The 23,962-nt window shown below is 48.9% G+C and carries 21 protein-coding genes, 1 tRNA gene and 1 other RNA gene; 19 read left to right on the top strand and 4 right to left on the bottom strand.

Annotated features, from left to right (window positions below; all coding sequences use genetic code 11):
* Nucleotides 1-246: 246 nt before the first annotated feature.
* Nucleotides 247-783 (bottom strand): relaxase/mobilization nuclease domain-containing protein, encoded by a 537-nt coding sequence (locus QZQ29_RS04435; protein ID WP_296960221.1) that lies wholly within the window; start codon nucleotides 781-783, stop codon nucleotides 247-249.
* Nucleotides 784-806: 23 nt separating this feature from the next.
* A complete protein-coding gene (locus tag QZQ29_RS04430; RefSeq protein WP_296960219.1) occupies nucleotides 807-1,097 on the bottom strand; it encodes a hypothetical protein in 291 nt (96 codons plus the stop codon).
* 509 nt (nucleotides 1,098-1,606) lie between these two features.
* On the opposite strand from QZQ29_RS04430, the gene QZQ29_RS04425 reads away from it, so the two are divergent.
* Nucleotides 1,607-3,925, top strand: coding sequence for a hypothetical protein (locus QZQ29_RS04425; RefSeq protein ID WP_296960217.1), 2,319 nt, complete (start codon nucleotides 1,607-1,609; stop codon nucleotides 3,923-3,925).
* A 306-nt stretch (nucleotides 3,926-4,231) separates the two neighbouring features.
* Here QZQ29_RS04425 and QZQ29_RS04420 read toward each other — a convergent pair whose 3' ends face one another.
* Entirely contained in the window at nucleotides 4,232-4,681 is a 450-nt protein-coding gene (locus tag QZQ29_RS04420) for a transposase (RefSeq protein ID WP_296960214.1), read from the bottom strand.
* A 228-nt stretch (nucleotides 4,682-4,909) separates the two neighbouring features.
* On the opposite strand from QZQ29_RS04420, the gene QZQ29_RS04415 reads away from it, so the two are divergent.
* From QZQ29_RS04415 to QZQ29_RS04380, 8 genes are all read left to right on the top strand, one after another.
* Nucleotides 4,910-5,293, top strand: coding sequence for a hypothetical protein (locus QZQ29_RS04415; RefSeq protein ID WP_296960212.1), 384 nt, complete (start codon nucleotides 4,910-4,912; stop codon nucleotides 5,291-5,293).
* 207 nt (nucleotides 5,294-5,500) lie between these two features.
* Entirely contained in the window at nucleotides 5,501-5,887 is a 387-nt protein-coding gene (locus tag QZQ29_RS04410) for a hypothetical protein (RefSeq protein ID WP_296960207.1), read from the top strand.
* Nucleotides 5,888-6,027: 140 nt separating this feature from the next.
* A complete protein-coding gene (locus QZQ29_RS04405) occupies nucleotides 6,028-6,207 on the top strand; it encodes a hypothetical protein (protein WP_296960204.1) in 180 nt (59 codons plus the stop codon).
* A gap of 179 nt (nucleotides 6,208-6,386) precedes the next feature.
* On the top strand, nucleotides 6,387-7,058 hold the full coding sequence (locus QZQ29_RS04400; RefSeq protein ID WP_296960201.1) for a hypothetical protein: 672 nt from the start codon (nucleotides 6,387-6,389) through the stop codon (nucleotides 7,056-7,058).
* Nucleotides 7,059-7,239: 181 nt separating this feature from the next.
* Nucleotides 7,240-7,875, top strand: a complete 636-nt coding sequence (locus QZQ29_RS04395) for a DUF4163 domain-containing protein (RefSeq protein WP_296960198.1) — start codon at nucleotides 7,240-7,242, stop codon at nucleotides 7,873-7,875.
* 20 nt (nucleotides 7,876-7,895) lie between these two features.
* Nucleotides 7,896-8,612, top strand: a complete 717-nt coding sequence (locus QZQ29_RS04390; protein WP_296960195.1) for a hypothetical protein — start codon at nucleotides 7,896-7,898, stop codon at nucleotides 8,610-8,612.
* A 101-nt stretch (nucleotides 8,613-8,713) separates the two neighbouring features.
* On the top strand, nucleotides 8,714-9,127 hold the full coding sequence (locus QZQ29_RS04385; protein WP_296960193.1) for a hypothetical protein: 414 nt from the start codon (nucleotides 8,714-8,716) through the stop codon (nucleotides 9,125-9,127).
* Nucleotides 9,128-9,141: 14 nt separating this feature from the next.
* Complete coding sequence (locus tag QZQ29_RS04380; protein WP_296960191.1) at nucleotides 9,142-9,864, top strand: DUF805 domain-containing protein; 723 nt, start codon at nucleotides 9,142-9,144, stop codon at nucleotides 9,862-9,864.
* 864 nt (nucleotides 9,865-10,728) lie between these two features.
* On the opposite strand, the gene QZQ29_RS04375 is transcribed toward QZQ29_RS04380, so the two are convergent.
* A complete protein-coding gene (locus QZQ29_RS04375; protein WP_296960188.1) occupies nucleotides 10,729-11,544 on the bottom strand; it encodes a PD-(D/E)XK nuclease family transposase in 816 nt (271 codons plus the stop codon).
* Nucleotides 11,545-12,114: 570 nt separating this feature from the next.
* Here QZQ29_RS04375 and QZQ29_RS04370 point away from each other — a divergent pair.
* The 10 genes from QZQ29_RS04370 (at nucleotide 12,115) to putP (ending at nucleotide 23,678) form a co-directional block, all read left to right on the top strand.
* On the top strand, nucleotides 12,115-13,512 hold the full coding sequence (locus tag QZQ29_RS04370; protein ID WP_296960185.1) for a hypothetical protein: 1,398 nt from the start codon (nucleotides 12,115-12,117) through the stop codon (nucleotides 13,510-13,512).
* An 11-nt stretch (nucleotides 13,513-13,523) separates the two neighbouring features.
* Entirely contained in the window at nucleotides 13,524-14,531 is a 1,008-nt protein-coding gene (locus QZQ29_RS04365; protein WP_296960181.1) for a hypothetical protein, read from the top strand.
* Complete coding sequence (locus tag QZQ29_RS04360) at nucleotides 14,531-14,866, top strand: YkgJ family cysteine cluster protein (protein ID WP_296960224.1); 336 nt, start codon at nucleotides 14,531-14,533, stop codon at nucleotides 14,864-14,866. The genes QZQ29_RS04365 and QZQ29_RS04360 overlap by 1 nt, the downstream gene beginning before the upstream one ends.
* Nucleotides 14,867-15,428: 562 nt before the next feature.
* The gene (locus QZQ29_RS04355; RefSeq protein WP_296960178.1) at nucleotides 15,429-16,646 is read left to right on the top strand and encodes a DUF445 family protein; all 1,218 of its coding nucleotides are present in this window, start codon (nucleotides 15,429-15,431) and stop codon (nucleotides 16,644-16,646) included.
* The gene (locus QZQ29_RS04350; RefSeq protein ID WP_296960175.1) at nucleotides 16,643-17,914 is read left to right on the top strand and encodes a DUF445 family protein; all 1,272 of its coding nucleotides are present in this window, start codon (nucleotides 16,643-16,645) and stop codon (nucleotides 17,912-17,914) included. The genes QZQ29_RS04355 and QZQ29_RS04350 overlap by 4 nt, the downstream gene beginning before the upstream one ends.
* 760 nt (nucleotides 17,915-18,674) lie before the next feature.
* A tRNA-Ile gene (locus tag QZQ29_RS04345) sits at nucleotides 18,675-18,751 on the top strand.
* Between the two features lie 53 nt (nucleotides 18,752-18,804).
* A complete protein-coding gene (locus QZQ29_RS04340; RefSeq protein WP_296960172.1) occupies nucleotides 18,805-19,491 on the top strand; it encodes a class I SAM-dependent methyltransferase in 687 nt (228 codons plus the stop codon).
* Nucleotides 19,488-20,534, top strand: a complete 1,047-nt coding sequence (locus QZQ29_RS04335) for a Nif3-like dinuclear metal center hexameric protein (protein ID WP_296960170.1) — start codon at nucleotides 19,488-19,490, stop codon at nucleotides 20,532-20,534. The genes QZQ29_RS04340 and QZQ29_RS04335 overlap by 4 nt, the downstream gene beginning before the upstream one ends.
* 1,033 nt (nucleotides 20,535-21,567) lie before the next feature.
* Nucleotides 21,568-21,913: RNase P RNA component class A (rnpB, locus tag QZQ29_RS04330), an RNA gene on the top strand.
* A gap of 280 nt (nucleotides 21,914-22,193) precedes the next feature.
* Complete coding sequence (putP, locus tag QZQ29_RS04325; protein ID WP_296960168.1) at nucleotides 22,194-23,678, top strand: sodium/proline symporter PutP; 1,485 nt, start codon at nucleotides 22,194-22,196, stop codon at nucleotides 23,676-23,678.
* Nucleotides 23,679-23,962: the final 284 nt, after the last annotated feature.

Raw genomic sequence — 23,962 nt, 5'->3', positions numbered from 1 at the left:
GAATAAAACACGATGTGCGTTATTGCGGTATAAAGCTTATGAAAATGAAAATATAGTGGAAACGGGCACTCCACTTATGTTCCGTGCCTTCCCTTTCCACTATGAGCAGTTTTAAATAAGTACATGAATTTCAGAGAAGCCGGATATTGAAAACTTCCATTGGAACTCTGAAACATTCAAAGGTATACGCATTATCTATAACTGTATCCATATTTCTGTACATATCAAGATACGCATTTGTGGATATTATTTTTTAAGTGAAGAATCGTTCCTGGCCGATTGACCAGAACGTTTCTGCTTTGTCTCTCTCTTTTTCAAAGGAGGGAGTTTGTATTTCTGTAAGACAGCATCTACATCCTTTCGGATTGAGAACATGCTTACCGACTGCCTGTAAAGATTTCCGGAAACACTTACTCTATTGAAAATGATATGCACATGAGGATGGAGACAATCATTTCCTTTGTAGTGGATAGCGCAGAGTCCCTGATAATCCGGTGGTACTATTTTGTGGGCGATTTCCTGTGTTACCTCCCGCATGAATGGAAGTGTGAGTCTTGGATCTGGAGTATCAGTCTTGTCAAAGCTGAAGATATAGTGTTTGTAAGGATGAACAGGAGTTCGTGGATAATATTTCTGAACCGCTTCCATTTCTTTTACAGCAAATTGTGGATTAGAACCAATTGCGAAGATCACTTCATCAGATGTCTTGGCAGGATTGCGAAGATAAGCGACCATCTGCTCAAAGGTTTTAGGGGTTCCGGTGATAGCTTTAAGAATTGACATTTTTTCCTCCTTTAATTATGAAACTATTTCTCAGTTGCCTTGATTAACAGATGGGAAAGGTTTGTCATGACTTCCTGTTTTGCGGGGAAATCGTTGCCTTCTAACAGGCAATAGATTTTATAAGCCGTTTTGGCAATATCAGGGAAACTGTTGTTTACGACGATATTATCTTGCAAAAGCTTTGACTTTGTGAAACTTGAAATATTGGGATATGGAGTCCCTTCTTGAAGCCTCTTGATTTTTTCCTTTTCCTCCTTTGTCAGACGGATGTGAATGTCAGTCATAAGTTCCTTCGTGTTACGTCTTTTTACCATTTCTATTTTCCTCCATAAAAAAATTTCTCCAACGAGTATTCTTTGGGAAACCGGCCTAAAGGCAAAATCAGATTTACTCTATTTTCCATTACAGTAATGTTGTGTTAGTTGTAAAAGATAACAGTTCTTGTCAAAGCTGGAGTGATTTTTCTGGGTTTCATTGTACCTGGCTTATCCTGGCTTATAATGAACAGGCTCTCTTTAAGTCCGTGCTGTCCACCCTGTCCGGCGTAATAAAAAAGGAGTCAGGCCTATTAATAAGGCCTTTTTTTATGTGGACAAGGCGGACAGGGTGGACGGTGAGGACAGATTCTATTTTATCTGCATAGCTCGTGCGTATGAGAAAAGCGCCATGAAAAAATGATTCAGGAAGAATGACTGACCAGATTAATTTTTAGAGTTTTGGCATATGCCTTTAAGGGCAATCTAGGCATGCTATAGGATGGGATGGTACATATAATGAAATAAAGATATATTTGTTGTTTCCACTATAGAAAGGAGAAAGCATTATGAAAGTCAATGCAGTGAGTGATGGTGAGGTCGTGAAGGAAAGCCTATCTACCGGGTATCTTATTACACTACCATCTGGCAAACCTGATGGGTTCTGTACACCAAATTTTGTCAATGGCTCAGGGAGTAGCGATGTCATGGTTATCCGTGATGGAGCTTCTACTCAGGGAAGTGAACATGATTACTCTGGGGAGGAAATAGTTATCTCCATGCCTGATACAGGAAGGAGTCTAGATATGAAAGGATTAACCGAGAAGAATCCTGAAATTACCGATTCAATTGTCAATGGTTCGAGACGTAGCGATATCAAGGTTATCCGTGATAGAGGTTTTACCCAGGAAAGTGAACATGATTCCTCTATTGGCAATGGTTCGAGACGTAGCGATATCAAGGTTATCCGTGATAGAGGTTTTACCCAGGAAAGTGAACATGATTCTTCTGAGGAGGGAAGAGCGGTTCCCATGACTGGTAAGGGTGGGCGTTTTGGGACAGACATCCTGAAAACACTTATCAATAATCAGACTGAGCCTGAAATTTCGGTAGAGGATGATATTGAACTTAAGAGTTTATTATCAAGAGGAGAAGTGGAGGAAATCACCAAAACTATTTATGGGCTGCCTGGAGTTGGCTACTACAAATCAAGAAAAAATCGTGCAGTCCGCATCTCCAATTTCACAATCTTTTCAATCTCCAAAACGAACGTTATCAATGCCAATGAAGAGCAGGAAATAGAGACTACGTTTCAATTTGGATATACTGATGAAAATACTGATAAACGCTATGAGTTATCCATACCCTTAAAAGAGACAATGAACTTGCAGACGCATATAGAGCAGGGATATCCCGATTGCATGGTTTATATGGATTTGGTAGGGAATGCCAAAGGGCTTTTCAAACAAATTGTTTCAACGCTTTATCGTAGGATTGCTCCTATACCGGCTTCAACTGTATATTCCTTCTCCGGCTGGAGCCCTCTAATTGAAGGACGCCGTTTTTACCTCCATGGAGGTCGGCCCGATTGCAGGACAGAAATCGAACTCCCGCCACTTGATCCTGCAAAAGACGCTATGATGATAAAGGAAGCAATGAAGATTGCTAATGTTGCAGATAAATCAGTGATTAGGCCACTCATTTGCTACCAGATTGAGTCTTTCCTTTCTGCGCCGTTTGAAGATGCGGGATTTCCAAACCGACACTCCTTGATGATGGTAGGATCAACAGGATCGGGGAAAACGTCATTGGCTCGTGTGATTTTTGCACCATTTCAGCCTACAGGAATCCATAGCTTTCGAGATACTACCGCCTCATTCCGCCACAGTGTTGAAAATGCAAGGGATAACGTTTTCCTCCTGGATGATTTCTTGCAGGAAGGAAAACGGTCAAAAGTCACGGAAAACAAGGAAAAGTTGTGGAAGTTGGTACGTGCATACTCAGATTCTACCTTCGGGGCCAAATATAAAAACAGCAAGGGAAATTACGAAACAACTGTTCGAGGTGGATGCGTCTTTACTGCAGAAGAGGAGCCAACAAGTGAAATGGAATCGGCCAGTCTGCGCTATATTAAGGTCCCATTTCATGAGATCAACTGGGAGTCTTTGACGGAGTTTCAGACAAATCCAGAAATATTCAAGGTCTTTTATGCGGAAGTAATTGGATTTATTGAACGGCATTATGCAGACATCGTCGATTATATAAAACAAAATTTCCGTAATGTCAGGGATGAATATAGCAAACGGTTGAGGAAGAACAGAATGGCCGATACAGCGGCAGATTTGTGTCTTTCTTCTCATGTTTTGGCTCAATTTTTGAAGGATAAAAACATATGGACGGAAGAAACTGCCAAGGTATGGGAATCCGAAAACAAGGAAATCTTTGCACAACTGGCTGAAGGAAATGAGAAATCGTCACGCAACAGAAATCCAATCACTCGTTTCCTCAGGACACTTTTGGACATGGAGGCAAGAAAGAAATGCCACTTTGCCTGTAACATTGATGAATACGTTAATCATACGGAGGAGTACATTGGGTATTGCTGTCAGGAGGTTGGTACAGGAAAGAGGTTGTTGATGCTGCAAGAATCAGAGGCTTACCACTGTGTAACCAATGAGCTTGAGAAAGTTGATGACTACTTGAATGTGAGCTTAACTACTGTAGTTTCCAAATTAAAAAGAATTGGACTGTCAAAGTGCGATGCAGGATCAAATCTTAAGCGTCCTCCTTCTAAGATTCCAGGAAGGGCCAGAATGTTGTGCCTGAAAATGGATGAGGTTGAAAGATACCTGCAGAAAGAAGAGAGCATATCTACTTCCGCCACATAGTGGTTTGTACTCCGTCAATAAGACAAGGGAAAATAATGAATTTGCGGCTCGCCTGACAGTCGGGCCGCTTTTTTATGTAGGTCAGTTATGTCCTTACTCGAAAAGAGGCACTTGGCCTTGGAATACTTCTGAAAATTTTGATTGTAAGCCTCAATGGCGTTTGCGGTGTAAATCAGATTCTTGAGCTCCTGCAATAGGTCGTAGTAGGTTGACAGTTCGGACCAGTTATCCCTCCAGAGGCGGATGACTCATGGGTAGTGTTTTCCTCACTGCCCTTGAGAAGTATCCAAAGCCAGCTCTGCTCCCTCATGGATAGAGGCTTGGTAAATCGGCTTCATGCTCCTTCCCACGGCATGCCTGTCCTTGAATCACCAGTTTGAAACAGTTCCGGAGCTGGTGCACAATGCAGCGCTGGATGAGGGAGTTCGGGTAGACGGTCTGGATGGCCTGTAAAAGACCTTTAAGCCCGTCTACGGCGAAGAGGAGCACATCCTCCACTCCTCTGAACTTAAGAGAGTCCAGGATAAGTGCCCAATAGCTTGCTCTCTCGGCATTGCCGGTCCCTATTTTCAGCACCTCACTCTGCCTGAAGAGGTTGACTCTGATGGTGGAATAGTTGGCTTTCTGGATGATACGATCGTATTCACGGACGTTGAAATAAGCGGCATCCATGTATACGTAGGCATATATCCGGCGCAGTGGGCAGTTCTGCCATTCCATGAACACAGGGATGATGGCATCAGCGATTTCGGACATAGTCTGGGCGGGTAGAGCAATCTGATTCCATCTACTCGACTAGACAATTATAAATTTTTGAAAGGAGCTATGGCTTTATGTCTGAAGCAGATTGGGCTAGTCAAGACATTTAAGGCATAATATACCCAGATGAAGAAGTTATATGAACACGGTTGAAATTGGCGACCTGGTCATCTTCCAAATCGAAGTTCACTACTTATCACCTTGTTTATGTTAGGAGGAAAAAATATGGCTAATGAAAAAGAACAATTACAGGAAATAACCCGGCCGAAAAAAAGAATTATGGCAGTTGCCGGGAGTAATGGTTGCCTGATAACGGATAACCCAAATGAGGTCATGATGGGGATGGCACTTTTTGATAATCTTGTTGCCAAAGAGTTCGCTGATGAGGAAGCAGCTAAAAAGTATGCCTTTTCCCATTATGTGGAGCAAAAACTGAATAGCGAAAATACGATCTTTGGAGTGGGACTGCATTTTCCCAAGAAGTTTGCTATCAATCAGATTTGGCTTCCTGAGAATCTTTCTGTGGAGAGAGAGACCATGCTAAAAAGATATCTTGAAAAATCAGACAAGCTTGAGCATATTTCATCGGATGAGACGAAACAAAAATAAGGGATAAAAAGCGGGTAAACGCAATAGGTGGTTGGAAATTTCGTTCGTTCCCCGATTTCAGACAGGGTCGTTTGGGTTGAAATCTTCCTTTTCCCTATCTATGCAAAAAGGAGCGTTTGGTTAAAAGCTATTTAAAATTTGCATTTCCTCAAATTTTGGTTGAGAGTGTCCTAGGTGTATGGTACCATACACCTAGGATGTTTTTTTATGTGCAACTGCCCGTTGAGGGCTTCCTATGCTTCCGAGAAAACGTACCGGGTGACGGAGACGGAATTGGGACAGCTAGAGAACAACATAACCGAGCTGCAGAAGGTGAACGCAGAACAGAAGAAGAACTCGGAAACGCTAAAGACAGAGCTGACGGAATCACAGACCAACTTGAAGAAGGCAGAAACGGAATCAGTGAGGCTCAGCGAACAGCTGACCGGCTTGAGGAAAACAGCGACAGAGCAGGAAGCCTTATTGGAGAAAGCCAATCAATCCTTAGCGGAATACGCGAAAGAGGAGAAGAAGGAAAAGGAGAGACTTAGACTGCAGCGGGACCTGGGCTGGGGTGTGGCCATCCTGGCCGCCGTGGCCTATATAAAGAAATAGAAATAGCCCTATGGAGGTATATGGCTTCTGTAGGGCTTTTTCTGTTTTTATCGATACATTGACTTGCTATTATCTGCCTTTAGAGTGATATATATATACAAGAAAAGGGGAAACACCCCAAAGAAAGAGAGGAAAACAACATGAGAACAATTATTGAACTGAACGGCAAGAAAATCAGCAAGAAAGCAGCAAGCGAAAAATTCGGCAAAGAGGAAATGGACAGAATGATTCGCGAAGCAAAGGAAGCCTTCGCCGAAGACCCATTAGAAGAAACCAGCTGGTGGATGGGCGAGGGGATGCTTAGCATAACCTTCAGGTAAACAACATCAAGGGCCGGAAAGCGGCCTTTTTTTTATTTATCTAAATTTAGCACGAAGGCCGGCCAGGGTTATATCAATATCGAATGGGTTCTTCTTATCGGCCACTATTAAGATATAATATAAGATATATGTATAAAGTACGGAGAAAGCGGTAGCATTATGTCAGGAGGTTTGGGGGAATGAATCGGGCGAGTGATATTGCCAAAATCATAGGCTGCACGAAAAGTAATGTCTATTATTTATTGAGGAAAGGGCATATCAAGAAAACATATACTGATGATGGCTGGATTGTGACAGACGAGGCTGTTCAAGAATATCTGAAGAGCCGAAAACCTAACAGATTCACATTGCAAAAGGGACAGAAGATAGGTTATTGGACAGTGCTTGAACCAAGAATTTATGGAAGTGATAGGTACATAGCACGATGCCAATGTGTCTGTGGCACAATTAAAAATGTAGGAATTAGAGATTTAGTATATGGAAAGAGCAAGTCCTGCGGCTGTCGTAGAGGTGAGAACCAAACGGAAGAGCAAAAAGAGGGCAGGAAACAGGGAAAAGCTATTATACATAGCCTTCACCAGGAAGGGTTAATTTCTAAATATATAGGAAGAAAACCGAGCCGCAATAGCAGCACTGGGCATCTTGGCGTTTGCTTGCGAAAGAGAGATCAAATGTACCAGGCACACATAACGGTCAACAACCGTTGTATTTCTTTAGGACGATTTAAGAACTTGGAGGATGCTATTGCAGCCAGGAAAGCAGGGGAAGAAAAATATTTTAGGGATAAACAGGATAGAGCTGATGAAATAAAAAGGGAACATCGAAGCAAGAAACTTCTGATTGAGACCTGATTTTGCTGGGCTATTTCAGTAACTCCTTATATTCGGGTATGAGAAATTTTATATCGCATCAAAAATATTTCTATAAAGGACATAAGCTGTCATTTCCCCTTGCTATAATACAAGAAAGTGGCAGTTCTGTATAAGGGCTGAATACTCTATAAAAGGAAGCACTACTGAGGGAGGTATGAAAATGAAGAAATTTTTATGTGCTCTTATTATTGCAGGCTCGCTTGGCATCTTTCCGTCATATGCGGCTGTAAACAGTGGGCAGGAATCTGACACAAATTGGGACGTCACATATCCTGTAGTTTCCATCGAAGGCAATGCAGAAGTCCAGGATACTATCAATGCTGACCTTAATGACTATTTAGAGCAGCTACGAGAGGACTTCCAGAACGGTAAATACTACATTTGCAAAGAATATTACACAGTCCATTATGAGGATAATGACGTTCTTTCTATTTCAATCTATCAGCTTCGTCTACCTTATGGTGCTAATGGTAATCATTCAAATAGCTTTGACCTTGTATATGATAAGCATAGTGGGGCAAGAATCCCTCTGGATAATTACGTTCATGTGACAGTAGATGATTTGGATCAATATAAGTGGGGACACAGTTATGACCAAAAAGGCAATAAACTAAAATATGAAAATATGTGGAGAACTCCTTTAAAGGAAGTTCCGGCTAATTATTTTTTGACTGGTGGCGGAGTAGTATGTGTGGTGTTCAGGCCGTATGAATTAACTGCTGGCGCTTTTGGAAGCTGCTACATTGAGCTTGAACCGGATTATATTGAATATCTAAATAGAAAAAATCAGTGGTAATTAGGTGGGAGGGATAAATTATGAAAAAGTTACTCATCGCAACACTTCTTGCATCAACCTTATCAGCAGGCACCGCTTTTGCAGCTATTCCCGGCTTATCTTTAAACAAGGCAAAGCCAGTCAGCTTCCAGGACGTTACTCCGCAGACTTATTCCGAATATTGGGAAGAAGGAAAATCTTTTAAATCCAACGGAAATCAAGAATACCCTGATTTGTTCAGTAGACAGTGGCGCAAAGCATCTACTAACTCCATTTCCTTAGTCACTCCAAGAATGATTGTTAGCTACATTTCTTTTACTGGTGAAAAGAGACTGCTGGACGTTCCGGCAAACTTTGAATCTATCATGGAAAAATATAACGACTTGGTTTATGTTGCCACATGGACGGATTTTTCCAGAGAAGGTGGCAGTGTCCTGTTTGGCGGCGGTGCCATTGCTCCCCAGCTGCCTACACAAAGACTTGTCATAGACAAAGACGGCACGATTATCCGCCCTGTACCTATGCCAAAGGAAATCGAGGATTTGATGCCCCATAGCTTTGGCCTCGTTTACTATGCGTTCCCGCGTAGCGTTATTTTAAATGTGCCATATACCATTCGTTGGGTAAATGGATACGGGAATATCCTCAACATGGACGCGACGGATAAGTTAATAAGGAGCCTGGCAGATGATGAGTTCCATTTCTATAACTCTAATAAAGGAGTAGAAAGCGGATTTATTATCGAGGACGAGGAGTAATCCAATATAAGTGCGATTCCCACAATATTTTTATTTCATATGACAACCGATGATGATGCAGCTGGAAGGGAAAACAATTTAAAAATGAGGAGGGTGTAATCATGGGTTTATTTGATTCAGTGAAAGGAAGCAATTCTTCATCTGATGGCATGCGCCCCAGCCCGGTACGCGAGTTTTTAGGGCAGGAATTATATGCTATCGATTGCCGCGGCGCCAATCTTTATGTACATGAAAATGCTGTTGTGATCGATAAGACCGGAGGCGGATTGTGGAATTTGGGAGATAACAATTTCAAGGTTATACCCTTCAAATCTATCATAGCTATTCAGGCCAAGTTGAAATCCACTGTCCTTAATGGGTACATTGAATTTGAAACGGCAAACAGCCCACTCAGTATTGGTAGCGATAAGGCTGAACGTAATAGTGAAAATAGCGTCATTTTGAGTGGGACTGAGGAAAGATATCAGCAGGCTAAAGAGGCACTTCAATATATCTTTGACCATATCTGTAAGTGATTTAGTGGAGGCCTGTGTGTTTTTCTGACGGAGGAATAGCATGGAGAACAGTCGTTGTAATTATTGTAGGAACGGTCGCTGAATTTCAAAATTTTAATGAGGATGACTGGAAAGATTATATGATTCATAGGTTTCACCAAGTTTATCCAGCCATTCCTCTTAATGAAAAAGGGAGGAATGGTGGTAATCAAATAAATGATGGGGATTTGTTCTGCCGTAAGTGTGGGTTTAAATTGACAGATTCCAATGGTGAAAATGTATACACCAATGGTACGCCTGATATAACTCCGGATGAAATGCCAATACAGCATGAGCCATCTGAAATACCCGCTTTACGAAGTGCTCCTTTACCTCAAAAACCTGTTGTCCATGAAAAGGAATCATTTATAGATAAATACTTTAATGCAGATGGACGCTTGAACAGGAAACCTTATTTTATTCGACTGCTTATATTAAATATTATCTCGATGGCTCCCACTCTTATTCTGTATGCTTCAGGAGGTCCCTTGCTCGTAGAATCTATGAATGGGTTCCTTACGTTCTTCCATATTATTATATTTGTATTATCCATTTTGCTGATGGTTGGCAGACTGCATGATTTGAATCGTTCTGGTTGGTTTTCTTTATTGATTTTCATTCCTTTAATTAATTGTGTCCTCTTCCTGATCTTACTGTTCTGCAGAGGAACAAAAGGTAGTAATCGGTTTGGACCGGATCCTCTTGAATTAGAATATTAGAATGGCATCAGCCATGGTGGGAATACAGGACCTCCATGGCTGGCTTTTTATGGTATATAAAATTCCTGACCTTGGATTTGGAAAACCTGTTTACAAATAACCGAAAACTGTAGATACGAAAAAGAAGAACCCCAGCATATGGTGGTGGTTCTTCTTTTTATGGCATTCCAGAATGATGTGAAATATTTTGGCATTCTTTCTCATACCAGCCTACGTATAAATAATCTTGATACCCACAGGCAGTTTGTATCTGGTGGGCCTGATAAATCTGTTCGTCAATTTGTTACAAAACTACTATTGACTCTTCTTAAAAAGGATTGATTGAAATGATTTATGATGATAAAATAATAACAACACGAATAGTGAATTTTTCCGATGTTATCAGTGGAATTGCCGATTATTGCGGGACTTATTTTTTAGAGTCGTTTTCCCGTTTGTGGTATTGGGGCACCTTGCTAAATCGTTAGACCGGTTTACCGGTGCGGGAGTTCGAATCTCCCTCACTCCGCCATAAAAGAGCGTCGATACTTCGGCGCTTTTTTTATTTGTCTGAAAATAATGCTTATGCTGCCCCTGTCATTTTGAGTGGTGATCCATGACGAATGGTCAGGCTCCTTTCTCAGAAAGGAGCTGGGCGCAGCCCTGAGGAACAACGAATACGCTGCGTGTACCGAGATTCTTCGCCTGTGGCTCAGAATGACGATGGGCGGGAATGCAATCCCGTAACGCAGTCTGACGTCTGATATCTAACTTCTATCGTCTAATCTACGCCCCTATCCTCCGCAGCCTAACGGCATCAACTTTCTATATAAGGACGGCTCAAAAATCAAAAACCGGACACAGCGGTATGTGTCCGGTCTTATTTTATTCCAGATGATATTCCTTATACCGCCTTTCCCTGGCTTCCTTATCCTCCAAGGCCAGCTCGATATCATCAGTGCGTCCATCGGCTTTCAGCAGTTTCAAAAGTTTGGCAAGCAGTTCAGCTCCTTCCGAACGTTCTTCCATACTCCATTTTTCCAAATCAGCACACATGGCAGCCACCTCCCTGGGGTTGTTTTTGTAACGGTTTATTGTTTCTTTTAACGGTTCTAAAATGATATCGTCAACCTTGGACGAACGGAAATCGTTCATCAATTTTCCTATATCATCCTGTCCGTGATAGTCTCCGTTCACATAGATAATATGCTCACCATCATCAAAAGGTCTGTTTAATTCTTCGATGATTCGATTGATGTGGTAACGGGCCAGTCCTTCTTTGAAAATATCATTTTCCGTGATAAAAATGACATAGCTTTCAGGCAGCCGGTCATAAGTACTTCCCTTTTTCAAACTGTTTAAATCCAGCAGACTGCTGTTAAAACGAGCCCTTCTGGTTCCGGTGCCTTTATCTGACCGCTGTACTTCGATATCGTACTCAGTTCCCGTAGAATCAATGGCATGTACGTCCATCCTGATTCCGCGTCCTAAGAGGTTTGGAATCGTATCCTCTATATGGACAGATAACACGGTAAGGTCCGGCTGCTCCATGATGATACGCAGAATACACTCTACGGCAGGTATATTATCTTTCAGACACCGTTTCATGAAATCATCATCCATAAGCCGCCATCTTTTGATAATCTGCAGGGCCCGCTTGTGACGCCGATTCTGCAGCTCTGATAAGGTCTGTTCGTTCATGGGAGCACCGCCTTTCTCTACTCCTATTATACTTGGAAATCAAAATCGTCACAATGAGGAAATGTTTGGACATCTGTACTAAAAAGGTGCCAGATAGAAGAGATTAGGCTAACCGCTATCCGCTGACCGCTGGTGGTGGGGACCATGGGAACTGGTGAATGGTAAATGGTAAATGGAGATGGGCGGCTTCGCCGCCAGTGATTATAGAACCCTGCAACCGGGCTTTCTCTGGGAGAGGTGTCGTAGGCAGATGGGGTGCATTTCCACGGACCGCAGGTCCGGTTGTATGGTTTTCGCTGTGGAGGTCCTGTATAGGACCTCCACAGCGGTCAAAGTTAGTCCTTAGTCTGCCCATAAAAGGGCCTTTCTTGTGTTTGCCCGACCTGTCATAGGCAGCGCTGCCGCCGACAGGCGGCATATATATTCATCGCCGTCAGGCGATACCACCACCCTCTGAACCTTTTGAACCTTTTGAACCCTCGCCCCCCTTTCTCCTTATAAATAGGTTATAATGAAGAAAACACATTACACGGAGTACTCACAGTCTTTGATTTCATGGGGAGGTCAGGTATGGACGAGGAGGAAAGGCGCCGGCGGCGGAGGGAGAATGCTTTGGGAGCTTTGGCGGCGGCATCTTCGGTGGATACGTCGGTGAGGCGGCTGGCTGAGGTGTACCGGAAGCCTTTGGAATATACGGGAAACCGGAAGCTCTTTGATGACGGCATGGCGAAGCGGCTGGCGAAGGAGAATCTCTTTGCTTCGGGGCGGGCGGTGAAGGATCCCTATACGGGGGAGAAGCTGTTTCTTCGGAAGCAGGAGGCGAAGCTGGCCTATGGGAAGAAGTGGACGGAGCATCTGGCGGAGGCGGACCATGTGGAGCCGGTGCACCGGATTTTTGAGGCCCATAAGGATGATGCCTGGGTCACCAGCGGCGACATGAAGGACGCGGTGAACAGTCCGGAGAATCTGAAGGCCATTTCCCGGAAGCTGAATAATGCGAAGCGGGACCGGACGAATGAAGATTTCTACGGCGATGACAAGTATCTAGCGGATAAGGATATCCACCTTTCCAAAGAGGCGAAGGCGCGTGCCATGGAGGACGGCCGGCAGGCGCGCAGCCATGTGGACCGGTCCCTTGCTTTGAAGGGGGTCGGAAATCTGGTCGCCGAGTTTCACCGCGCCGGTGTGGAGGCTGCGGCGGGGGCGGCGGTGTTTGCGGGAGCCATGGCGGCGGTGGACAATGTGGTGGCAGTGATTGAGGGGAAGAAGGAACCCGGCGAAGCCATCAAAGATCTGGTGAAGGTGACGGGTACATCGGCGGCCCTTTCCTATGCCGCCGGCGGCGCAGTGAGTGTCATTTCCCACAGCCTTTCGGCATCTTCCAATTCCCTGGCCCGCATGCTGGGGCAGGCGGGGGTGCCGGGGAAGGTGGTGGCGGCGGTGCTGTCCACGGCGGGGATTATTAAAAATTATATCTATGGAAAAATCACCGCCTCCGAGTGTATTGCCCAGCTTGGGGAAACGGGGATTGCCACGTCCACTGCAGCGGCCGGCATGTATGTGGGGGCGGTGGTGATACCGCTTCCCGTCATCGGTTCGCTGATTGGCGGCATGGTGGGGTATATGCTTTCAGGGAAGGTGTTTACCGCTTTGAGCGGCGCCCTGTCTTCGGCAAAACTGGCCCGAAAGGAGCGCATCCGCATCGAAAGGGAATGCGGGGAATCCATTCGCCGGATACAGGAGTACCGGCGGCAGCTGGATGAAATCACGGAGAAATATTTCAAAGAGAACCGGAAGGTCTTTGATGAGGCTCTGGGGGATATGGTGTCAGGCCTGAAGCTGGGGGACGCCGACGGCTATATCCATGGGGCCGGCAAAATCATTCAGCAGCTGGGCGGTAAGGTATCATTCCGGAACATGGATGAGTTTGATGAATTAATGAAAAGTGATGACATCATTAAGCTATAAGGAGGTTTATCATGCCTATTCCATTCATTCTTGGCGGTATTGCCGTGGCGGCAGGTCTTGTGGGGGCGAAGAAGGCGCTGGACGCCAGTGATAAAAATGCCCGGGCGAAGCGAATCAATCGCAGAGCGGAGGAGACCTTTGAAAATGCAAAGAAAGAGCTCCTGGCGGCCCGGGACGAGGCGGGAAAGGCTCTGGAAAATCTGGGCCGTGCGAAGGTGGAAATCCTTCACGGCAGCGTCACCCGTTTCGTGGATACCTTCGGAAAAATTCATCACGTGGAGCTTACCGGCTCTGCCGGCATGGACGAGCTGTCGGAGTTTACTGTAAATGAGGATGCTTTGAAAGAAATGGGCGAACTGGGAAGCCTGGCTGCCCAAATGGCTTCGGGCACCGTGGAAGGACTGGCGGCAGGGGGTCTCATGGCCTTTGGTGCCTACAGCGCCGCCGGTCTTCTGGGCACCGCCGGCACGGGAGCCGCCATTGCAGGCCTTTCGGGGGCGGCGGCCACCAATGCCACATTGGCCCTCTTAGGCGGCGGGACCCTGGCGGCCGGAGGCCTTGGCATTGCAGGCGGTACCGCCGTGCTGGGCGGCCTGGTGGCGGGTCCTGCCATTGCAGTGATGGGTTTCATGATGGATTCCAAGGCCGACAAAAATCTGGACGTGGCCAGAGGCAACCGGGCCAAAGCCAGAGAGGCGGAGGAGCAGATGAAACTGGCCGGCGATGCCTGCCGGGCCATCGGAAAACGGGCGGACATGTTCAGAAATCTGATTTCCGAAATAGACCCCATTTTCAAGCCGCTCATTGAAAAAATGGAATCAGTGGTGAAGGAAAGGGGCACGGACTACCGGGAATACGGCGAGGAGGACAGGAAAACCATTGCCATGGCCCTTGCCACCGCCGGCGCCGTGAAGGCGGTGCTTGATACGCCTATCCTCACCAAAGAGGGGGCGGTGACGGAGGAATCCCTTGCGGCCTATGAAAAGGTGGAGGCCTTCCTGCCGAAGGTCGAAGGGTGATGGACTTCCCCTGCGTCGCCTGTGGCCTCTGCTGTGAAAAGGCCCGGTATGTGAAAGAACTCAGGCGATTCCTTGACGAAAAGGGGCAGTGCCGCTTTTATGACAGGGAAACGAAGAAATGCCGCATCTATCACTGCCGCCCGGATATCTGCAGCACAGGGGCCATGTATGAGAAAAAATTCCGGGCCGTCATGAGTGAAAAGGACTATGTGCTGGCAAATCTTCATATGTGCCTGGCGTTGAACCTTGCTGCCGGAAATAGAGACAATGCGGAAAGAATCAGGAACATCATGGAAGAAATCGAGGAAAGCATGAGGCGTGGGGAGGCCCCTTGACACCGTCATTCTGAGCCCCGGGCGAAGAATCTCGGTACGCGGGGCAGATGACTCTTCCGGGATTCATGCAGGGGCCTGGTATCCTTCTCCCCGCCGACTGGTAGTTACCGACACTTCTGTCACTTACGATTCTTACTGAGATCCTTCGCTTCGCTCAGGATGACAGTGGGAGGCGGGGAGACGAAGCCATTGAGGGGCGTGAGATTTCTCCACTGCGCTTCCCTCCGGTCGAAATGACAAGCGTGGGGATGGCAGTCAGCCATGAATATCGTCGGAAATGGGGAGGGCCCTTGACACCGTCATTCTGAGCCTCAAGCGAAGAATCTCGGTATGCGGGGCAGATGATTCTTCCAGGATTCATGCAGGGGCCTGGTATCCTTCTCCCCGCCGACTGGTAGTTACCGACACTCCTGTCACTTACGATTCTTACTGAGATCCTTCGCTTTGCTCAGGATGACAGTGGGAGGCGGGGAGGCACTGGTGCTATTGGGGCGCGGGATTTCTTCTCTTGGCTCATTTATGATACAGCTGTGTTTACTTTGAATTCCTGAAAGGAGGATTTATGCGTAAGAAAACGATGGCTGACGGTATCCTGGGGATTTCCATGGCCGCAGCCTTGGCGTCGGCGCCTTTCCAGGATAGCAGCCTGGCGGCGGGGGCGCTGTTTCATCTTTCCTTTGCGGCGTCGGTGGGCGGTTTTGCGGATTGGTTCGGCGTGACGTCTCTTTTCAGGAAGCCCCTGGGCGTGTCTTTCCGCACGAATTTGATTTCCAAAAGCCGGGGCAAAATCGTGACCATGGCGAAGGACATGGTGACGGAGGAAATCCTTTCGGAGCGGCGGCTGAAGCAGCTTCTGGTGAACCATGTGCCGTCGGCGGTGGTGGAGCGCTGGCTGAAGGAGCACCGGAGTGAGCTCCGGCGGATTCTTTCCGATGGCCTGGAGGCCGCCTTTTCCTCTCTCCACGAGGAATGGCTGTGGCATATGACGGGGGAAAGCCTTTCCGCCCTGCTGCCGGCTATAGACTGGGCGTCTATTCTGGCGTCGGTGATGATCTCCTTTAAAAACTATGAGAAAAAAGAGGCTCTCTCCCAGGCCCTGGCGGAGGAGGTGCGCCGTTTTCTGCAGGATGAGTTTACGCTGGAGGAAATCGGAAATATTTACCGCGCCGCATGGGACCACTATGAGGCCCAGGGGCCTTTGAATTTCCACCGCCTCTTCCGAAAGGCCGTGAAGGACAGGGATGAGGAATTCATCAAGGGTATCCGGAAGAAGATTTTCGACCTGGCAGACACACTGACCGACGGGGACAGCGAGGTGAGGAAGGCGCTGGGCGAAAAGTATGACGGCCTGCTGGAAAAACTGTCGGAAGACAGCCCCTGGAAGAAGGCGCTGAACCGGAAGATTTCAGGCATGGCGGAAAGTCTGCTGGAGGAAAAGGGGAAGGACTTCTTCCTCAGTGAATGGCAGGCCCATCATGAAGAGCTGGCAGAGCTTTTGGCGGAAAAAATCCTTTCCCGAACGGATGAGATGCTTTCGGACAGTGGGGAGCGGCGCCGCTTCGACGCCTGGCTTCTTTCCCTGGCCCTGCCCCATGTGAAGGAAATCCATGACGCTGTTTCGTCGGTGGTGGAAAAGAAGCTCTCCCAGTACGACGGAGACGCCATGGCCCACCTGGCGGAAGAGGCGGCGTCGGAGGAAGTGGCGGCTATCCGCATGAACGGCTCCCTCTTCGGCGCCCTTCTGGGGCTGGCCTTCTTTGCGGCGGGGGTGATGGGATGAAACGGTATCAGCGGGCGAATCTCCTCATGGGAGTATCTTTCATCCTCTTCCTTCTTGCCTTCGGCCTCAGCTACTGGAGCCCCTGGCAGGGGGAGGCATGGCTCTCGGTGCTCTATTTCCTGGCCCAGTCCTGCTTCATTGGCTGCGTGGCGGACTACATCGCCGTGGAAGCCCTTTTCCGGCGGCCCTTCCACCTGCCTGTGGGACGGCTCATCCCCAAAAGCAGGGCCCGTATTATCAAAAAGCTGGGTGAAGTGAACAGCACCCTCCTTTCCAGGGAAAACCTGCTGAAAAAGGTGGAAAACTTCTCCGCCTCCCGCCTTATCTTCAGCCGCCTGAAAGGCGGAAAGGCGGAAGAGCTGGAAAGAAATCTCTCCGAAAAGGCAGGGGCCTGGTTCGTTTCTTTCGTGAAATCTCATAGAAACCAGGCGGCCCTCATGGCCAGGGAGGAAGGAGAAAAGAGGCTCTCCGCCTTCACCGCCTTCGCCAGAGGGAAAATCCTTTCTGAAATCAATCGGGAAGAATGGCTGGACCGGATTCTGGAGGAAGCGGAAAAAAGGACAAAGGATGAGAAAAACAGAATGGCCCTGGCCCGCTTTCTGGAAGATAAGGGCGATGAAGAAGAAAAGGGTTTCCTGGGCTCCCTGGTCTACGGTCTTGGAAAATTCTTCGGCGCCATCGACTACGACAGCCTGGCGGACTCCGCCATGGACGCCCTTGGAGAGGAAATAGAGACCTGGAAGGAAAAGGACAACCCCTTCCGAAAGACCCTCCTTTCCGGCTGGGACAGCATGGTGAGACGGTTCCTGGAAGACGAAGCCACGAAAAAGGCGCTGGAGGACTTCGGAAGAAAGCTCTTCGCTTCCTTCCCTGTGGAAGATAAGGTGGAAGAGGCAGTGGACAATTTCCTGAAGGAATGGGGCGAAGGGGACGCTTTCCATGAAAAACTGGTGCCCCAGCTGGAAAAAGCCCTCCACCACGCCATCACTGCTGCCGGCCATGACGACAGCTTCCGGCAGCGCATGGATCGGTTTGCAAGGGACCTGGCAGTGGAAATCATCTCCTACGAACATGGCTGGCTGGCTCCGGCCATGACGGAAGTGCTGGAAAACTTCACCGACCACGAACTCAATGAATTCGTGGAATCCAAAGTGTGGGGCGAATTGGAAGGCATCCGTATCAACGGCGCCATCGTAGGGCTCCTGGCGGGCTGCGCTTTCTACGTGTTCCTTCTATGGGTGTGGGTGCCGTTGGTGGAGAAATTGTAAATGGTAAATGGTAAATGGTAAATGAAGGTGGGTGGCTTTATGGACACGCCCTGTGGGCGTGAGGGTTGACGGCTTTATGGACACGCCTTCGACGTGAGGGTTCTAAAGATTGACGGGGCTTTCGCCCCGAGGGTTCTTAAGATTGACACGGCCCTTGGCCGTGAGGGTTGAGGTGGGCGGCTTTGCCGCCAGTTTGTAGAAAACCATACAACCGGGCTTCGCCCGTGGGAAAACAGGCAAACCGCCCTGCGGGCGGGAAAACCAAACAACCGCGCCTTTGGCGCGAGGAAATGCACCCCTTTTGGTACCTTCGGTACCACCTTTCCCCCGAAGGGGGAACTTTTCCCGTTGCTATACGATGAGCGACTTAAGTTAGCACAAGGTTGAGCGGAGAGTAAACCTCCCCCTCCGGGGTGGCAAGCGAACGAAATTTGTAGGGAGCCATAAGGCGACTGAAAATTTCGTGAGACGCTTTCCCGTGGAGAGGTGCCGTAGGCAGAAGGGGTGCATTTCCAACGGGCCGCAGGCCCGGTTTTGCGGTTTTCCATTCGCGCCAAGGGCGCGGTTGTAAAGGTTTTATCATAAGAGGCGGCCTTCTATAATTTAAAGGCCGCCTACCGCCGCCGCGAAGCGGCGATGCCACCACCCCTTTTGAACCCTTTGAACCTTTTGAACCCTCTGAACCCTCACGCCCCAGGCGTGTCACTTCTACTTGACGCATAGGGCGCAAGCTGATAAAATAGCATAAGTTGGTGATTGCGGGCCCATAGCTCAGTTGGTCAGAGCCGACGGCTCATAACCGTCTGGTCCCAGGTTCGAGCCCTGGTGGGCCCACCAATGATACTCCCGCTGAGCGAAAGCTCAGCTTTTTTTTATTTCCGGGAGGAAAGATGATGAATTTGACAGCAAGGCTTATGCAGGTGGCGGAGCTGGTGCCTGTCTGCCATTCCATGGCGGATATTGGGACGGATCATGCGTACCTGCCCCTCTTTCTGCTGGAGGCAGGAAAGGCTCTCCACGCCATAGCCTCGGACATTCACAAGGGGCCTCTGGAAAGGGCGCGTACCCATCTGGAAGGAGAGGGGAAGGGGAAAGAAATAGAACTTCGCCTGGGCGGCGGTCTTTCTCCCATCAAAAAGGGGGAAGTGGACGGCGCCGTCATGGCCGGCATGGGAGGCCTTATGATGCGGGACATTCTGGATGCCGATTTCGAAAAGGCACAGGCCCTTTCCTGGCTGGTGCTGCAGCCCCAGAACCATGTGGCAGAGCTGAAGCAGTACCTTTCAGCCCACCATTTCATCATCTGCCGGGAAGACATGGCCATGGAAGATAGGCGGCTCTATGAAATGATGCTGGTGAAGCCCGGCAGCATGAAGGAAATTTCACTCCTGGAGGGGGAAATCGGTGTCACTGAAGAGTACAGGCAGCATCCTCTGTTTCCTGAACATATCCGCCGATTGATCCGCAAAAGGGATTTCCTTATTCAAGGGGTTTCAGAGGATACGGATAATGAAAGAAACCGCAGGAGAAGAGAAAAGGCGGTGGAGGAGAAGAAAAGACTGGAGGCGCACTTATGAATATCAAAGCACAGGATTTGATGAATCTCATGGAAGAATGGGCACCGGCTCGGCTGGCGGAAAGCTGGGACCATCCGGGGCTGCAGGTGGGAAATCCCGAGCAGCCGGTGAAGAAAGTGCTCATTTCCCTGGACCTTACGGAAGCCAACGTGGACAGAGCGGCAAAGGAGGGGGCGTCCATGATTATTTCCCATCATCCCTTCCTCTTCAAATCGCTCCATCGAATCGACCTTTCCACCTATAAGGGGAGAGTCATCGAAAAGCTCATAAAGCATGACATCCTGTCCTTTGCAGCCCATACGAACCTGGACACGGCAAAGGATGGCGTAAACGATGCCCTGGCCGACGCGCTGGATCTCACGGACAGGAGCGGCCTGGTCATGGAGGAGACGGAGCCCCTTCTCAAGGTAGCGGCATACACGGAATTTGTGAAGGCCCGGGAGTTCAAGGGTATTCTGGAAAGGAAATATAAGGGCCGGGCCGGCTATTTCTACCTCTTAGGCGATGCAGATGACAGCAGCCGCATGGGGAAAATGGAATTCAACGCTGCCTCGTCTGCTCTTAAGGAAATCATGGAAGACCTTCGAAGTGTCTGCGGAGAAGTGCACTGTGATATCTACGAACTCAAAAACGGAGCGTCCCATGAATACATGGGACGCCTGGGGAAACTGCCCCGTCCCATGGAGGGAAAGGAAGCGCTCCTCTATATTAAGGAGAAACTGGGCATTCCGGACCTTCGGTATGCAGGAAATACGGATATCACCGTTTGCAGGGTGGCCGTCCTTGGCGGCGCAGGAAGCGAATTCGCCTCCCTGGCCAAAGCAAAGGGCGCCGACCTCTACCTGACGGGAGACCTCAAGTACCACGAAGCCCAGGACGCTGCCGCCATGGGCCTTCTCATCGCAGACGGCGGACACTTCTTCACGGAAAGAGTGGTCGTGCCGAAACTGGCGGAAAGAATCCGGAGAGAGGCAGAAAAAAGAAACTGGGATCTGGAAGTGCTGGAAGACAGCGGGGCAGAGGATATCTTCGGGCATGTGTGAGGGATGCGCCCTTGCGGGCGTGAGGGTTGACGGCCCTTCGGGCCGAGGGTTCTAAAGGGGCTTAAGTTTGACACGGCCTTCGGCCGTGAGGGTTGTGGTGGGCGGCTGCGCCGCCAATATGAATAAAACCTTTACAACCGGGCTTCGCCCGTGGGAAAACAGGCATACCGCCCTTACGGGCGGTAAAAGCGCTCCCCCTTTGGTGGCTGACGCCACCACCTTTCCCCCGCTAAAGCGGGGGCACTATGGGTGCTCAGCATTGTGCTACATGACACCAAGGGTAAACGTAGAACGGTTTATTCTGCCCCCTGAATAGGGTGGCAAGGGAACACGATTCGTAGGGGAGCGCAGCGACCTGAGAATCGTGTGACACGCTTTCCCGTGGAGAAAGTCCGGCGAAGCGGGATAAGGGGTGGCGAACGCAGTGAGCCAATCAGCAGAATGCTGTTCATTGCATATGAAGCCAAGGAAAAGCATAGAGCAGCCTTCCCGCCGACCGGTATTTAACAGCATTGCCTCATAAGCAACTTTTACCGAGATTCTTCGCCTGCGGCTCAGAATGACGAGTTGAGGCGGGAAGGCAGTCTCGTAACGTAGTCTGACGTCTGATTTCTGACTTCTATCGTCTAATCCACGCCCCTATCCTCCGTCGCCTACGGCGCCACCCCCTTCCTAATGAAGGGGGCTCTGATTCTTCGTCATGCAGCACTGGCGACACAAAACTAAATCCCGTAACGCTGACTTTATACTCATCGCCCGCAGGGCGATACCACACCCTCTGAACCCTCTGAACCCTCTGAACCTTCTGAACCCTCTGAACCTTCGGGCCCCAAGGGCCCTTCCCCCTTTGGTGGCTGGCGCCACCACCTTCGCCACGGTGTGAAGCGTGTCACTGGATTCTCAGTCGCCCAAGGGCTCCCTACGAATCCAGTTCCCTTGCCACCCCGCTAGCGGTGGGACAATAAAAATAGATACTTGCCCCTTCATTTTTTACATTGACAATCCTCATTTCCCCATGGTATACTGTTCCTTGCGAGCAGGAAAGATGATTGCGGGCCGTAAGGCGTGAGGAAAGTCCGAGCTTCGCAGGGCAGGATGCCGGATAACGTCCGGCGGGGGTGACCCCAGGGAAAGTGCCATAGAAAAGGAAACCGCCACGCATGTGGTAAGGGTGGAAAGGTGCGGTAAGAGCGCACCAGCAGTCGGGAGACCGGCTGGCTTGGTAAACCCCATCTGAAGCAAGACCGAATAGGGAAGGGTTGAGGCTGCCCGCTGACCTTCCGGGTTGCGTCGCTTGATCATCCAAGCAATTGGATGGCTAGACAGATAATCATCACCGTGCAAACGGTACAGAACTCGGCTTATTGAATGCTCGCCATGCATATGGAAGGATTGGAAATGGTGATTTCCAATCCTTTTTTATTTTTATGAGTTCAGGACTTATGAGAGGATGCGGGAGAGGCGCTTCCGGTTTCTTGGGGCATACTTTGAATGGATTATACAGAAAATATCTTTTGACTTCCTCTTTACATACCTCTTAAAATCCATTATCATTGAAAGAAGCACTGTTTCCTTTCTGATTTAGATTTCAAAAACATACAGAGATTTGTATAAAATAAAGGAAATGGAAAATTTTCGACTTTGGCAGGGGGAACGTTTATGGATTTGGAAAATAATTGGCCCATTGCGCTGGCCTTTATACTGTACCTGGTACTGATGATGAGTATCGGCCTTTATTATTCCCGGAGGCAGAAGAATCTGTCTTCCTACATTCTGGGGGACCGGCAGCTGGGACCGTGGCTCACGTCCATGAGCGCCGAGGCTTCGGATATGAGCGGCTGGATGCTCATGGGGCTGCCGGGGTATGCCTATCTTCATGGTCTGTCTGCGTTCTGGACGGGCATTGGCCTCATTATCGGCACCTGGGCGAACTGGGTCCTTGTGTCCCAGAGGCTTAGAAATTATACGGAAGTGGCCAATAACAGCCTCACCATTCCTGACTACCTGTCCAACCGCTTCGAGGATAAGAAGAACGGCCTGCGCCTCATCTGTGCTCTCTTCATTATCCTTTTCTTCATTATTTACACATCCTCCGGTTTTGTGGCAGCAGGCAAGCTCTTTAATACCATTTTCGGCATTCCCTACCTTCACGCGCTCCTTCTGGGGGCCTTCGTGGTGGTTTTCTACACCTTCCTGGGCGGCTTCTCTGCGGTGGCGCTGACGGATTTCATCCAGGGCACCATGATGTTCTTCACCGTCATTTACGTGCCCGTGGCGGCCACTATCGCCCTTGGGGGACCCATGCCTACGCTGGATATTCTTTCCAAAGAAGGCTCCGATTTCTTCTCCTTCTTCCCCGATTCCACCGGCATGTCCGCCCTTCTGGTCATGATCGTTTCCTCTCTGGGCTGGGGCCTTGGGTACTTCGGACAGCCCCATATCCTTGTGAAATTTATGGCCATCGGTGACCCGAAGGAATTGAAGAAATCTACCCGCATTGCCATGACCTGGGTGCTCCTGTCCCTGTCCTTTGCCATCGCCATCGGCGTGGTGGGGAAGGCTTACCTCTCTACGCCTCTTGAAAACGCCAACGCCGAAAGGGTATTCATCCTCATGGCCGAATCCCTGTCTGCGCCCTTCATCACCGGCATCATCTGGTCCGCTATCCTGGCAGCCATTATGAGTACCAGTTCCTCCCAGCTTTTGGTCACTTCTTCTGCCGTATCCAGAGACCTGTTCCAGGCTTTCCTGAAAAAGGATGCCTCTGAAAAGACCCTCATCCGCGTATCCCGCCTGAGTGTACTTCTGGTTTCCGCCATCGCCGTCTACTTGGGAAGCGACCCTAACAGCTACATTTTCTCCATTGTTTCCTACGCCTGGGCCGGCTTCGGTGCCTGCTTCGGCGCCACCGTACTCCTTTCCCTCTATTGGAAACGGATGACCCTGAAAGGGGCCTACGCCGGTGTCATCGTAGGCGGCCTCACCGTGCTCATCTGGAAACACTTCGAATGGTTCGGCCTCTATGAACTGGTACCGGGCTTCTTCCTCTCCATCGCCGCCATCGTCATCGTGAGCCTCATGGATGAAAAACCGTCCCAGTCCATCCTGGAAACCTTCGAAAAGGCCATGGCCCTGTCAAAATAAGAAATTGGAAATAAAAAAGCGTCTGGAATTTATCCAGGCGCTTTTTTAGTGGGGGTGGGCTGGGGGGGCGCCTGACGGCGCGGCCGGGACCGGGATTGAGATCGGGATAAAGTGCCCTGGCGGCGCGGTCGCGGTCACCGCCGACCGGTATTTTTTAGTGAGCTGCTGAACTAGTGTGCTAGTCGGAGTCAATGTCGGCGCTTACCAAGATTCTTCGCCTACGGCTCAGTATTCTGGTCATATGTCAAGTCTTTTTTTTGAAGAAATTTATTGTTTTTTCTTAA

The sequence above is a fragment of the uncultured Dialister sp. genome (assembly GCF_900538805.1).
Taxonomy (GTDB): Bacteria; Bacillota; Negativicutes; order Veillonellales; family Dialisteraceae; genus Dialister.
The sequence above is the reverse complement of the archived record's forward strand: the minus strand, read 5'-3'. Positions and strand labels throughout refer to the sequence as shown.